Origin of the sequence: Pseudomonas sp. PS01298, assembly GCF_029959745.1 — a bacterium.
Classification (GTDB): Bacteria; Pseudomonadota; Gammaproteobacteria; order Pseudomonadales; family Pseudomonadaceae; genus Aquipseudomonas; species Aquipseudomonas aylmerensis.
In genome coordinates this window covers 1-14,335 of record NZ_JASCPP010000084.1, presented here as the reverse complement: position 1 = coordinate 14,335, position 14,335 = coordinate 1, and the positions used below count along the sequence as shown (strand labels likewise).

Genomic DNA, 14,335 nt, shown 5'->3' with positions numbered 1-14,335 from the left:
CGACGGCGCTAGCCGTCAAGCGGGTCATGCTTTATTATCACGCATCTTTTTCAGACCATCGAGAGGCGTGCGGCCCACACCGCGGGCAGATGGCACGCAGGAAGCCCGGACTAATAAGATGGCATTGAAATCCCCCGCGTTTCGTAGAAAATTTCCGTTGCTGGTAACCGGCAGTCTGCTGGCCATGCAACCCTTCGCCACCTCATTCGTGGTCGCCGCGGAACAGTATGACTGCTCAGTCTCTGCTTCGGGTGCCTGGGATTGCGCGCCGAAAACCGCCGCTGCCCCTCTACCACCGCGCCCGGTTCATGACGGCGCTGCCGTCAGCTCGGCCAACAGTACGGCTCAGGCCGATACCGGTGGCAAAGCCGATGCCGAGCCTAAGACCGCACTGGTTACCGAAGCCAAGGGCCGTGGCCTGCGTTCGCGCAGCGCCGACTACAGCCACCTGGACTGGGTACCGCGCGACAAGCTGACCGCAGCCCAGTTGGCCGAAACCGGTCCTTACTGCGGCGGTGCGTACATCGAGCCGATTCGTCCTGGCATGAACGACAAGACGAACAAGAGCGATGCGCCCACCTTCATCGGTGCCAAGGCCTCTCGCTACGAGCAGGAACAACAGGTCGCGACCCTGGCCGGTGACGTCGTCATGCGCCAGGGCAGCATGCAGCTGGAGTCCGAGGAAGCCAGCCTGTACCAGGCTGAAAACCGCGGCGAGCTGAACGGCAATGTGCGCATGCGCGACAACGGTGCCCTGATCGTCGGCGACCACGCCGAGGTCCAGCTGGACACCGGCGCGGCGCAGATCGACAACGCCGAGTACGTGCTGCACAAGTCGCGCATCCGCGGCAACGCGCTGTACGCCAAGCGTGCCGAAAATGCGATCATCCGTCTCAAGGACGGTACGTACACCACGTGCGAGCCAGACAGCAACGCCTGGCAGCTCAAGGGCAACAACATCACGTTGAACCCGGCCACCGGCTTCGGTACGGCTACCAACGCGACGTTGCGGGTCAAGAACATCCCGATCCTGTACACCCCGTACATCTATTTCCCGATCGACGACCGTCGTCAATCCGGCTTCCTGCCACCAAGCTTCAGCAGCGGCAGCGAAACCGGCTTTACCTTGGTAACGCCGTACTACTTCAACCTGGCGCCCAACTATGACGCCACGTTGTACCCGCAATACATGACCAAGCGCGGCCTGATGATGGAAGGCGAGTTCCGCTACCTCACCAAGTCTAGCGAAGGCCAGGTCGGCGGCGCGTACCTGAACGACGACAACGACGAACGCAAGCGCCAGACCGATTACGAAAAAACCCGCTACATGCTCAACTGGCAACACAAGGGCGGGCTGGATTCGCGTGTACTGACCCAGGTCGACTACACCACGATCAGCGACCCTTACTACTTCCAGGACCTCAAGTCCTACCAGGAAGGTGTCGAGAGCCAGGACTACGTCAACCAGCAGGGTTCCGTCACTTATCGCGGCGACACCTTCCAGGCACGTCTGAACCTGCAGGCCTACCAGCTGGCCACGATTTCCCAGGTCACCCCGTATGACCGCCTGCCGCAGATCACCTTCAACGGTACCCTGCCGTACCATCCAGGTGGCTTGAACTTCAGCTACGAGACCGAAGCCGTACGCTTCGACCGCGACCTGGAAAACGGTAGCTTCACCAACGAAAACGGCGAGATTGAACCGCGCCTGGACACCTATGTTCGTGGCCTGACCCGTGCAAACGGTACTCGCCTGAACGTAGCGCCAGCCGTCGAATACCCGATGAACTGGACCTACGGCTTCGTGACGCCGAAGCTCAAGTACGTCTACACCAAGTACGACCTGGACCTGGACAACATCGGCAAGAACCAGATCGTTACTGATCAGGCCAATGCCACCGCTGCCAACCCGTACGCGGGCGGCACTTTCAAGAGCTCCCAGGACCGTGCGCTTCCGGTGGCCAGCATCGACAGCGGCCTGTACTTCGATCGCAACACCAACTGGTTCGGCAAAGACTATCGCCAGACCCTTGAGCCGCGTGCGTTCTACCTGTACGTACCGAACAAGGACCAGAGCGATATCCCGGTGTTTGACACCAGCGAGTACTCGTTCAGCTACGCGTCGCTGTTCCGCGACAACCGCTTCAGCGGCTCCGACCGTATCGGCGACGAGAACAAGCTGTCCCTGGGCTTGACCAGCCGCTGGATCGAAGACAACGGCTTCGAGCGTCAGCGCGTATCCGTGGGCCAGGCGCTGTACTTCAAGGATCGTGAAGTGCAACTGCCGGGCATCCTGGCTTCCGACCGTGCCGATGCACAGTCCGATGTCTCGCCAATCGCCCTGGACTACGAGTTCCGCTTCAACCGCGACTGGCGCGCCACTGCCGACTACAACTGGGACACCGAGAATCACAGTCCTCGTTCCGGCAGCGCGATGCTTCACTACCAGCCGGAAGACAACCCGAACAAGATCATCAACGTCGGCTATCGCTATCGTAACGATCAGGTCGTCTACAACCAGCTGACCGGCAAATGGCAGTTCGGTGGTGACTATGGCCAGCCAGGCGATCCGAACTTCGTGAAGGATTACTACAAAATCCAGCAACACGACTTCTCGATGATGTGGCCGATCATTCCACAGTGGAACCTGATCACCCGCTGGCAGTATGACTACGCTCGCAACCGTACCCTGGAAGCCTTCGGTGGTTTCGAGTACGACAACTGCTGCTGGAAACTGCGCTTGATCAACCGTTACTGGGTTTCCAACGACGAATACAGCCAGATCGCCCCGCTTAACGAAAAGGGTGACCACGGGCTCTTCCTGCAAATCGTCCTCAAAGGACTCGGCGGCCTGACCGGCGCCAAGGTAGAGAGCTTCCTCGACAAAGGCATTGAAGGTTATCGTGAACGTGAAGACCAAGCTTTCTGATTGTCTGCGCCCGCTAGTGCTGGGCGCGCTGTTCCTGGGTACCGCATCGGCTCACGCTGCGGTTCAAGAACTGGATAAAGTAGTGGCCATCGTCGATAACGACGTGATCATGCAGAGCCAACTGGACCAGCGCGTCAAGGAAGTCCAGCAAACCATCGCCAAGCGTGGCGGTGGCGTGCCACCTACCAGCGTCCTGGACCAGCAGGTGCTTGAACGCCTGATCGTCGAGAACCTGCAACTGCAGATCGGCGACCGTTCCGGCATCCGTATTTCGGATGAAGAACTGAACCAGGCCGTGGGCACCATTGCCCAGCGCAACAACATGAGCATTGACCAGTTCCGCGCGGCCCTGGCCCACGATGGTTTGTCCTATGAGGACGCCCGTGACCAGATCCGTCGTGAAATGATCATCAGCCGTGTGCGCCAGCGTCGTGTGGCCGAACGCGTTCAGGTGTCCGAGCAGGAAGTGAAGAACTTCCTGGCGTCGGACCTGGGCAAGATGCAGCTGTCCGAAGAGCTGCACCTGGCCAACATCCTGATCGCCACGCCTGACAGCGCCACATCCGAGCAGCTGAATGCCGCCGCGGCCAAGACCCAGGCTATCTATGATCGCCTGAAGGCCGGTGCCGACTTCGCCCAAATGGCGATCGCCCAGTCGGGCAGCGACAACGCCCTCGAAGGCGGTGACATGGGCTGGCGTAAAGCTGCTCAATTGCCACCTCCGTTCGACCGCGAGCTGAGCGCGATGGAAGTCGGTGGCATCACCCAGCCTGCACGCACGCCGGGGGGCTTCATCATCCTCAAGCTCCTGGAAAAACGTGGCGGCGAGACCTCGCTGAAAGACGAAGTGCATGTTCGTCATATCCTGGTCAAACCAAGCGAAATCCGCAGCGAAGCGCAAACCAAGGAACTGGCCCAGAAGATCTATGACCGCATTGAAAGCGGTGAAGACTTCGCCACCCTGGCCAAGAGCTTCTCGGAAGACCCGGGTTCCGCCCTCAACGGCGGCGACTTGAACTGGATCGACCCGAAGGCGCTGGTGCCGGAGTTCCAGCAGGTGATGGCCGAGACGCCACAAGGCGTGCTGTCCAAGCCGTTCAAGACCCAATATGGCTGGCACGTACTGGAAGTCCTTGGCCGTCGCGCCACCGACAACACCAGTCAGGCCCGCGAGCAACAAGCACTGAACGTACTGCGTAACCGCAAATACGACGAAGAGTTGCAAACCTGGCTGCGTCAGATCCGTGACGAAGCTTATGTAGAGAACAAGCTGCCAGGCGCCGAGCAAACAGGCACCGACCAGGCAGCCCAGTGAAACCCCAGCGTTTCGCGGTGACACCCGGCGAGCCGGCCGGCATTGGTCCAGACCTGTGCCTGCTGCTCGCCTCGCAACCCCAGCCACACCCCCTGATTGCCATTACCAGCCGTGACCTGCTCCTTGAGCGGGCCGCGCAGCTGGGTGTGGCGGTCAATCTGCTGGACGTGGCGCCGGGTAACTGGCCTGACCTGCCTGCTCCTGCCGGCAGCCTGTACGTGTGGGACACCCCGCTTGCAGCCAAGGTCGTGGCCGGGCAGCTGAACAAGGCCAATGCGGCCTTTGTCCTGCAAACCCTGACACGTGCTGGCCAGGGCTGCATCGACGGCGACTTCGCCGGCATGATCACCGCGCCGGTGCACAAGGGCGTGATCAACGAATCCGGTATCGCCTTTTCCGGCCACACCGAATTCCTTGCCGAGCTGACGCACACCGAACAAGTCGTGATGATGTTGGCCACGCGCGGCCTGCGGGTCGCCCTGGTGACCACGCACCTGCCACTGCGCGAGATCGCCGACGCCATCACCGTTGAACGTGTCGAACGCGTGACGCGCATCCTGCACGCCGACCTGCAACATAAATTCGGCATTGCCCAACCGCGCATCCTGGTTTGTGGGCTCAATCCCCACGCCGGTGAAGGCGGCCATTTGGGCCATGAAGAAATCGACATCATCGAACCAACCCTGGAGCGTCTGCGCCAAGAAGGCATGGACCTGCGCGGCCCGTTGCCTGCAGACACTCTGTTTACCCCCAAATATCTGGAGCACTGCGATGCAGTGCTGGCGATGTACCATGACCAGGGGCTGCCCGTGCTGAAATACAAAGGCTTCGGCGCCGCAGTCAACGTGACACTGGGCCTGCCGATCATCCGCACCTCCGTCGACCATGGCACCGCCCTGGACCTGGCAGGCAGCGGCAAGATCGATACCGGCAGCCTGCACGTGGCCCTGGAAACCGCCTATCAGATGGCCGAGACCCGTATATGACCGAGCATTACCAACACCGGGCGCGCAAGCGCTTCGGGCAAAACTTCCTGCACGACGCTGGCGTGATCGACCGCATCCTGCGCTCCATCCATGCCAAGCCCGAAGACCGCCTGCTGGAAATCGGCCCGGGCCAGGGCGCACTGACCCAAGGCCTGTTGGCCAGCGGCGGCCAACTGGACGTGGTGGAACTGGACAAGGACCTGATCCCGATCCTCAATCAGCAGTTCGCTGGCAAGCCCAACTTCAATCTGCACCAGGGCGACGCACTGAAGTTCGACTTCAACACCCTCAATGCCGCGCCCAACAGCCTGCGCGTAGTCGGCAACCTGCCGTACAACATCTCCACACCGCTGATTTTCCACCTGCTGAACAACGCCGGGATCATCCGCGACATGCACTTCATGCTGCAAAAAGAAGTGGTCGAACGCCTGGCTGCAGGGCCTGGTGGTGGTGATTGGGGCCGCCTGTCGATCATGGTCCAGTACCACTGCCGCGTGGAACATCTGTTCAACGTCGGCCCAGGTGCGTTCAATCCACCGCCCAAGGTTGACTCAGCCATCGTGCGCCTGGTGCCGCACGCCGTGCTGCCGCACCCGGCCAAGGATCACAAGCTGCTCGAGCGCGTGGTGCGCGAAGCGTTCAACCAGCGCCGCAAGACCCTGCGCAACACGCTCAAGGCGCTGCTGAGCAACGCCGAAATCGAAGCCGCCGGCGTCGACGGCAGCCTGCGCCCCGAGCAACTGGATCTGGCGGCGTTCGTGCGCCTGGCGGACCAGCTTGCCATTCAGCCCGCCCCCGCCGTCGAATAACCCCGTAGCAGCCGGCTTGCCGGCGATGGCGCCCTCAACCTCGCTATCGCCAACAAGCCGGCTCTGACAAGGGCGTGCCCACCTGGCCAGACGGCATGTCTGGCCTAGTGCCCACCTATTGGCCTAGACTGATCCGCATCTGCTGTCCTCCGCTTTTGCTTTTAAGGCCTCTTGCATGTCCGATCCTCGCTACCAGATCGACGTCAGCGTCGTCACCCGCTTCCTGGCGGACCAATCGCAACCTGAACAGAACCGCTTCGCCTTTGCCTACACCATCACGGTGAAAAACAACGGGCTGGTGCCGGCCAAGCTGCTGTCACGCCACTGGGTGATCACCGACGGTGACGGCCAGGTCGAGGAAGTGCGCGGCGCCGGGGTGGTCGGCCAGCAACCGTTGATCGACATTGGCGCCAGCCACACCTACAGCAGCGGCACGGTGATGACCTCCAAGGTCGGCACCATGCAAGGTTCCTATCAGATGAAAGCCACCGACGGCCAACTGTTCGACGCCGTCATTGCGCCCTTTCGCCTCGCCGTGCCGGGAGCCCTGCACTGATGGCGACGTACGCGGTCGGTGACCTGCAAGGCTGCCTGGAGCCCCTCAAGTGCCTGCTCGAGCGCGTCGCCTTCGACCCGTCGCATGATCGCCTGTGGCTGGTGGGTGACCTGGTCAATCGTGGCCCGCAATCGCTGGAGACGCTGCGCTACCTCTATAGCCTGCGCGACTCGCTGGTGTGCGTACTCGGCAACCACGATCTGCACTTGCTGGCGGCCGGCAATAACATCGAACGCCTGAAAAAGGGCGACACCCTGCGCGAAATCCTCGAAGCCCCGGATCGGGCCGAATTGCTCGACTGGCTGCGTCGGCAAAAACTCATGCATTACGACGAAGGCCGCAACATGGCCATGGTGCATGCTGGCATCCCGCCGCAGTGGACGTTGAAGAAAGCCCTCAAGTGCGCCGCCGAAGTCGAGACCGCGCTGGCTGATGACACCCTCTACACCACCTACCTCGACGGCATGTATGGCAATGAGCCAGTGAAGTGGGACAACGACCTTACCGGCGTGACCCGCCTGCGGGTCATCACCAACTACTTCACCCGAATGCGCTTCTGCACTGCCGAGGGCAAGCTGGACCTCAAGAGCAAGGAAGGCGCCGACACCGCGCTGCCCGGCTACAAGCCCTGGTTCGCCCATAAAGAGCGCAAGACCCGCGACACGCAGATTGTCTTCGGTCACTGGGCGGCCCTTGAGGGTAAATGCGACGAGCCCGGCGTGTTCGCCCTCGACACCGGCTGTGTGTGGGGCGGCACCATGACCCTGATGAACATCGACACCGGCGAGCGCCACGGCTGCCAGTGTCAATCCACCCTTCCCGTTACACTGCCGGCTGCCGCCAAGCGCTAGACGCAGCCGCCATGCCCAAGGAGCCCGCCATGAGCGAATTCAAACGTATCCCTCCCGAACAAGCCCAGGCCCTGCGCGAGCAAGGTGCCGTGGTGGTCGACATCCGTGACCAGCCGACGTATGTGGCAGGTCACATCACCGGTGCCCAGCACCTGGACAACGTCAACATCGCCGATTTCATCCGCGCCGCCGACCTCGACGCGCCGCTGATCGTGGCCTGCTACCACGGCAACTCCAGCCAGAGCGCGGCCGCCTATCTGGTCAGCCAGGGCTTCTCCGACGTCTACAGCCTGGACGGTGGCTTTGAGCTGTGGCGTACGACGTATCCTGCAGAAATTGCTTCAGGGGATTCGCAATAATTTTTTTCACACCCCGCTACCCCGCGTGACGCTTGGGCTCGCGCCGCTTCTGACGAACGGCGCAGCCAAACTAATTGCGCATCGCGCCTTGACCTCTCCGATTCCGAACTATCCTTAAGCGCAGGCCATCCGAATCAGGGGAGAGCCGGTACACCGGCGTGCGGGTCATCGGTAGCGTTTCAGGGTGTTCTGGGGGGAAAACGGCCATTGGCGTTCGTCAATGACTGCCAGCATCGACTGATTGATCCGGCGTCGGCTCCACGTATCGAGCGAGGTGACGACGTCATGAGTATTTTCAGCCACTTCCAACAACGCTTCGCATCCACACAGCAGGAAGAACTCACGCTTCAAGAGTATCTCGAGCTGTGCAAACAGGATCGCAGCACCTACGCGTCTGCCGCCGAGCGCCTGCTATTGGCGATTGGCGAGCCGGAGCTGGTGGAAACCGCCAACAATTCGCGCCTGTCGCGAATATTCTCCAACAAGGTGATCCGCCGCTATCCGGCCTTTGAAGACTTCCACGGCATGGAAGAATGCATAGACCAGATCGTCTCCTACTTCCGCCACGCCGCCCAAGGCCTGGAGGAGAAGAAACAGATCCTCTATCTGCTCGGCCCCGTCGGCGGCGGTAAATCGTCCCTGGCCGAAAAACTCAAACAACTGATCGAGAAGGTGCCCTTCTACGCCATCAAGGGCTCACCGGTCTTCGAGTCGCCCCTGGGCCTGTTCAACGCCACGGAAGATGGCGCGATCCTCGAAGAAGACTTCGGCATCCCACGCCGCTACCTCAACACCATCATGTCGCCCTGGGCCACCAAGCGCCTGGCCGAGTTCGGCGGCGACATCAGCCAGTTCCGCGTCGTGAAACTCTACCCATCGATCCTCAACCAGATCGGCGTGGCCAAGACCGAACCTGGCGACGAGAACAACCAGGACATCTCGGCGCTGGTCGGCAAGGTCGATATCCGCAAACTGGAAGAATTCCCACAGAACGACGCCGACGCCTATAGCTACTCGGGCGCACTGTGCCGGGCCAACCAGGGCCTGATGGAGTTCGTGGAGATGTTCAAGGCGCCGATCAAGGTGCTGCACCCATTGCTCACCGCCACCCAGGAAGGCAACTACAACAGTACCGAAGGCCTCGGCGCGATTCCGTTCACCGGGATCTTGCTGGCCCACTCCAACGAATCGGAATGGCACACCTTCCGCAACAACAAGAACAACGAGGCCTTCATCGACCGGATCTACATCGTCAAGGTGCCGTACTGCCTGCGCGTCAGCGATGAGATCAAGATCTACGACAAGCTGCTGTTCAACAGCTCCCTGGCCAAGGCGCATTGCGCACCCGACACCCTGAAGATGCTCGCCCAGTTCACCGTGCTGTCGCGCCTCAAGGAGCCGGAGAACTCGAATATCTATTCGAAGATGCGCGTATACGACGGCGAAAACCTCAAGGACACCGATCCCAAGGCCAAGTCGATCCAGGAATACCGCGACACGGCAGGTGTGGATGAGGGCATGAACGGCCTGTCGACACGTTTCGCGTTCAAGATCCTGTCCAAGGTCTTCAACTTCGACCCCCATGAGATTGCCGCCAACCCGGTGCACTTGTTGTATGTGCTGGAGCAGCAGATCGAACAGGAACAATTCCAGGCCGAAACCCGCGAGCGCTACCTGCGCTTCCTCAAGGAATACCTGGCACCGCGCTACATCGAGTTCATTGGCAAGGAAATCCAGACGGCTTACCTGGAGTCCTACAGCGAATACGGCCAGAACATTTTCGACCGCTACGTGCTGTACGCCGACTTCTGGATCCAGGACCAGGAATACCGCGACCCGGAAACCGGCGAAATCCTCAACCGCGTGGCCCTCAACGAGGAACTGGAAAAAATCGAAAAACCCGCCGGCATCAGCAATCCGAAGGATTTCCGCAACGAGATCGTCAACTTCGTGTTGCGCGCCCGCGCCAACAACAACGGCAAGAACCCCACCTGGCTCAGCTACGAGAAGCTGCGGGTGGTCATCGAGAAGAAAATGTTCTCCAACACCGAGGATCTGCTGCCGGTCATCAGCTTCAATGCCAAGGCCAGCAAGGAGGATCAGCAAAAACACAACGACTTCGTCACACGAATGGTCGAGCGTGGCTACACCGACAAACAGGTACGGCTGCTCTCCGAGTGGTACCTGCGAGTTCGTAAATCGCAGTAAGGCAGCGGCAGGCGTGCGCTGCCAGGTCTTTGGCCTGGCAGCTGACCGCTTGTCTCTAAGCTTCCAGCTCGCGGCTTGAAGCTTGTAACGTGAAGCTGCCCGGAGGGCTCCCCATGAGCTATGTGATCGACCGACGCCTCAATGGCAAGAACAAGAGCACGGTAAACCGCCAGCGTTTCCTGCGGCGTTACCGTGACCACATCAAAAAGGCCGTTGAAGAGGCCGTCAGCCGCCGCTCCATCACCGACATGGAGCATGGCGAACAGATCAGCATTCCCGGAAGGGACATCGACGAACCGGTGCTTCACCATGGCCGGGGCGGCAAACAGACCGTAGTGCATCCCGGCAACAAGGAATTCACCACCGGCGAACATATCCAGCGCCCCCAAGGCGGTGGCGGCGGCAAGGGCCCGGGCAAGGCCGGCAATTCCGGCGAAGGCATGGATGAGTTCGTGTTCCAGATCACCCAGGAAGAATTCCTCGAGTTCATGTTCGAGGACCTGGAGTTGCCCAACCTGGTCAAGCGCAACCTGACCGGCACCGATACCTACAAGACCGTACGCGCCGGGATCAGCAACGAGGGCAACCCGTCCCGGATCAACATCATTCGCACCCTTCGCTCGGCCCACGCCCGGCGTATCGCCCTGTCCGGCAGCAGCCGCGCCAAACTGAAGGAAGCCAAGGAAGAACTGGCACGCTTGAAACGCGAAGAACCGGACAACTTCGGCGATATTCAGGAAATGGAGGCGGAAATCGAAAAGCTCAGCGCGCGTATCCACCGCGTGCCGTTTCTCGACACCTTCGACCTCAAGTACAACCTGCTGGTCAAGCAGCCCAACCCCAGCTCCAAGGCCGTGATGTTCTGCCTGATGGACGTGTCCGGCTCCATGACCCAGGCAACCAAGGACATCGCCAAGCGGTTCTTCATCCTGCTGTACCTGTTCCTGAAGCGGAACTACGACAAGATCGACGTGGTGTTTATCCGTCATCACACCAGCGCCCGGGAAGTCGACGAGGAGGAGTTCTTCTACTCACGGGAAACCGGCGGCACCATCGTCTCCAGCGCCCTGAAGCTGATGCAGGAGATCATGGCCGAACGCTACCCGGCCAACGAGTGGAACATCTACGCCGCCCAGGCTTCCGACGGCGACAACTGGAACGACGATTCACCGATCTGCCGCGACATCCTGATCAACCAGATCATGCCGTTCGTGCAGTACTACACGTACGTCGAGATCACCCCCCGTGAGCACCAGGCCCTGTGGTTCGAATACGAGCGCATCGGCGAAGCCTTTGCCGATACATTCGCGCAACAGCAACTGGTCTCGGCCGGCGATATCTACCCGGTCTTCCGTGAACTCTTCCAGCGCAGGTTAGTGACATGACCGCCAAAAAAGAGCATAAGCGCCAACCCATTTCCACGGGGTCTGAATGGACCTTCGAACTGATCCAGGCCTATGACCGGGAAATCAGCCGCATCGCGGCGGGTTATGCCCTGGACACCTATCCCAACCAGATCGAAGTGATCACCGCCGAACAGATGATGGATGCCTACGCCTCTGTCGGCATGCCTCTGGGTTACCACCATTGGTCCTACGGCAAACACTTCCTCAGCACCGAGAAGTCCTACACCCGCGGGCAGATGGGCCTTGCCTACGAGATCGTGATCAACTCCGACCCGTGCATCGCCTACCTGATGGAAGAAAACACCATCTGCATGCAGGCGTTGGTGGTGGCTCACGCCTGCTACGGCCACAACAGTTTTTTTAAGGGCAACTACCTGTTCCGCACCTGGACCGATGCCAGCTCGATCATCGATTACCTGGTATTCGCCAAGCAGTACATCATGCAGTGTGAGGAACGCCACGGCATCGACGCGGTGGAAGACCTGCTCGACTCCTGCCACGCCCTGATGAACTACGGCGTTGACCGCTACAAACGCCCTTATCCGATTTCCGCCGAGGAAGAACGCCTGCGCCAGAAGGAGCGCGAGGAGCATCTGCAGAAGCAGATCAATGACCTGTGGCGCACCATTCCTAAAAAAGCCGGCAAAAACAACGACAAGGACAATGCACGCTTCCCCGCCGAACCTCAGGAAAACATCCTGTACTTCCTGGAAAAACACGCGCCGCTGCTGGAGCCATGGCAACGGGAAATCGTGCGCATCGTGCGCAAGATCGCCCAGTATTTTTATCCACAGCGCCAGACCCAGGTGATGAACGAAGGCTGGGCGACGTTCTGGCACTACACCTTGATGAACGACCTGTACGACGAAGGCCTGGTCACTGACGGCTTCATGATGGAGTTCCTCACGTCCCACACCAGCGTGGTGTTCCAGCCGGGCTTTGACAGCCCGTACTACAGCGGCATCAACCCGTATGCCCTGGGGTTTGCCATGTACCGCGACATCCGGCGCATGTGCGAACACCCCACTGAGGAGGATCGCCGCTGGTTCCCGGAGATCGCTGGCAGCGACTGGCTCTCGACCATCAAGTTCGCCATGAGCAGCTTCAAGGACGAGAGTTTCATCCTGCAGTACCTGTCGCCTCAGGTTATTCGCGATCTCAAGCTGTTCAGTATTCTGGATGACGACCTCAAGGATGACCTGGTGGTACCAGCCATCCATGACGAACCCGGATATCGCGTGATCCGCGAAACCCTGGCGGCGCAGTACAACCTGGGCAATCGTGAACCCAACGTGCAGATCTATAGCATCGACGTACGTGGCGACCGCTCGCTGACCCTGCGTCATCAGCAGCACGACCGCAAACCGCTGGGTGAATCCACCGAGGAAGTGCTCAAGCACCTGCACCGGCTGTGGGGGTTCGACATCCACCTGGAGACCCTGCAGGGCGATCAGGTGATGAAGACCCACCACGTGCCGCCGCGCAGCGATCACAACGACAACGACTACGGCCGCCTGGACCTGGCCGTCGTTCATCTCTGAAACAGCAAAGCCTCCATTGGTCAGGCACAGGCGGTATCCTGTGCCGCTAATGGAGGCTTTTTCATGAAAATCTACAAAGTCGGCGGCGCCGTACGGGACCGCCTGCTGGGAATCGAGGTCACCGATATCGACCGTGTCGTCGTCGGTGCAACGACCGAAGAGATGCTCGCCAAGGGCTACAAGCCGGTGGGTGCTGACTTCCCGGTATTCCTGGACCCGAAAAACGGCGACGAATACGCCCTGGCCCGCACTGAACGCAAGAGCGGCAGGGGGTATGGTGGCTTTGTATTCCACGCCAGCCCCGAGGTCACGCTGGAAGAAGACCTGATCCGCCGCGACCTGACCATCAACGCCATGGCCGAAGACGACGACGGCAGCCTGACCGACCCTTACCACGGCCAACGCGACCTTGAAGCGCGCATCTTGCGCCACGTTTCCCCCGCGTTCGCCGAAGATCCCCTGCGTGTACTGCGTGTTGCCCGCTTTGCCGCGCGCTACGCACACCTGGGCTTCACCGTCGCACCTGAGACCCTGGAACTGATGCGTCAGCTCAGCGAATCCGGTGAACTGGAGGCCCTCACGCCAGAGCGCAGCTGGAAAGAAATCTCCCGCGCACTGATGGAAGATCAGCCACAGGTCTTTATCCAGGTCCTGCGCGACTGCAACGCGCTGAAAACATTGATGCCGGAAGTGGACGCACTGTTCGGCGTGCCACAGCCCGCAGCCCATCATCCCGAGATCGACACCGGCGTACACACCTTGAGCGTGCTGCAGCAGGCCGCCTTGCACCAACAGCCGCTGACCGTGCGCTGGGCTTGCCTGCTGCATGATCTGGGCAAGGGATTAACACCTGTGGATAAGTTGCCACAGCATATTGCCCACGAACACCGTGGTTTGAAGCTGATCAAGGCAGTCAACGAGCGCTTCAAGGTGCCCAGGGACTGCCAGGAATTGGCACTGCTGGTCGGCCAGTATCACACCCATGGCCATCGCGCCCTGGAGCTCAAAGCCTCGACACTGCTGGATTTGCTGCAGAGTTTCGATGTCTACCGGCGGCCGCAGCGCTTTGAAGAGTTTGTGGTGAGTTGTGAGATGGACGCGCGAGGCCGTAAAGGCCTGGAGCAAAGAAGTTATCCACAGGCGGATTATTTGCGCGGCGCGGCCAAGGTCGCGCGCGAAGTTGCAGTCGCGCCCTTGCTGGAGAAGGGTTTCAAAGGCCCGGAGTTGGGCGAGGCACTCAAGCGCGAACGGCTCAAGGCATTAAAAATCTACAAGGAACACCACGCCCTGTAGCAGTCCGGCTTGCCGGCGATCGCGTATCCGCGGTCGCTATCCCCGGCAAGCCGGCCTTCTACAGGAGTGTGTTCGGCGTCAG

11 protein-coding genes are annotated in these 14,335 nt (G+C 60.4%); all 11 read left to right on the top strand.

What is annotated here, in order from left to right; genetic code table 11:
- The first annotated feature begins 118 nt into the window (after positions 1-118).
- Entirely contained in the window at positions 119-2,929 is a 2,811-nt protein-coding gene (locus tag QMX97_RS23665; RefSeq protein WP_282397710.1) for an LPS-assembly protein LptD, read from the top strand.
- Positions 2,904-4,244 (top strand): peptidylprolyl isomerase, encoded by a 1,341-nt coding sequence (locus QMX97_RS23660; RefSeq protein ID WP_065904630.1) that lies wholly within the window; start codon positions 2,904-2,906, stop codon positions 4,242-4,244. Before QMX97_RS23665 ends, QMX97_RS23660 begins: the two co-directional genes overlap by 26 nt.
- On the top strand, positions 4,241-5,230 hold the full coding sequence (gene pdxA, locus QMX97_RS23655; RefSeq protein ID WP_065904632.1) for a 4-hydroxythreonine-4-phosphate dehydrogenase PdxA: 990 nt from the start codon (positions 4,241-4,243) through the stop codon (positions 5,228-5,230). The genes QMX97_RS23660 and pdxA overlap by 4 nt, the downstream gene beginning before the upstream one ends.
- A complete protein-coding gene (rsmA, locus tag QMX97_RS23650; RefSeq protein WP_065904634.1) occupies positions 5,227-6,039 on the top strand; it encodes a 16S rRNA (adenine(1518)-N(6)/adenine(1519)-N(6))-dimethyltransferase RsmA in 813 nt (270 codons plus the stop codon). Before pdxA ends, rsmA begins: the two co-directional genes overlap by 4 nt.
- Before the next feature lie 175 nt (positions 6,040-6,214).
- Entirely contained in the window at positions 6,215-6,595 is a 381-nt protein-coding gene (apaG, locus tag QMX97_RS23645) for a Co2+/Mg2+ efflux protein ApaG (protein ID WP_065904636.1), read from the top strand.
- Positions 6,595-7,446, top strand: coding sequence for a symmetrical bis(5'-nucleosyl)-tetraphosphatase (locus tag QMX97_RS23640; protein WP_201145997.1), 852 nt, complete (start codon positions 6,595-6,597; stop codon positions 7,444-7,446). Before apaG ends, QMX97_RS23640 begins: the two co-directional genes overlap by 1 nt.
- Before the next feature lie 29 nt (positions 7,447-7,475).
- Positions 7,476-7,805, top strand: a complete 330-nt coding sequence (glpE, locus tag QMX97_RS23635; RefSeq protein ID WP_065904641.1) for a thiosulfate sulfurtransferase GlpE — start codon at positions 7,476-7,478, stop codon at positions 7,803-7,805.
- A 285-nt stretch (positions 7,806-8,090) separates the two neighbouring features.
- Positions 8,091-10,013: a PrkA family serine protein kinase gene (locus QMX97_RS23630; RefSeq protein WP_003194732.1), complete on the top strand. Its 1,923-nt coding sequence runs from the start codon at positions 8,091-8,093 to the stop codon at positions 10,011-10,013.
- A 113-nt stretch (positions 10,014-10,126) separates the two neighbouring features.
- Entirely contained in the window at positions 10,127-11,398 is a 1,272-nt protein-coding gene (locus QMX97_RS23625; protein ID WP_065904643.1) for a YeaH/YhbH family protein, read from the top strand.
- A complete protein-coding gene (locus QMX97_RS23620) occupies positions 11,395-12,960 on the top strand; it encodes a SpoVR family protein (protein WP_065904645.1) in 1,566 nt (521 codons plus the stop codon). Before QMX97_RS23625 ends, QMX97_RS23620 begins: the two co-directional genes overlap by 4 nt.
- Before the next feature lie 63 nt (positions 12,961-13,023).
- Entirely contained in the window at positions 13,024-14,253 is a 1,230-nt protein-coding gene (locus QMX97_RS23615; RefSeq protein ID WP_282397709.1) for a multifunctional CCA addition/repair protein, read from the top strand.
- Positions 14,254-14,335: the final 82 nt, after the last annotated feature.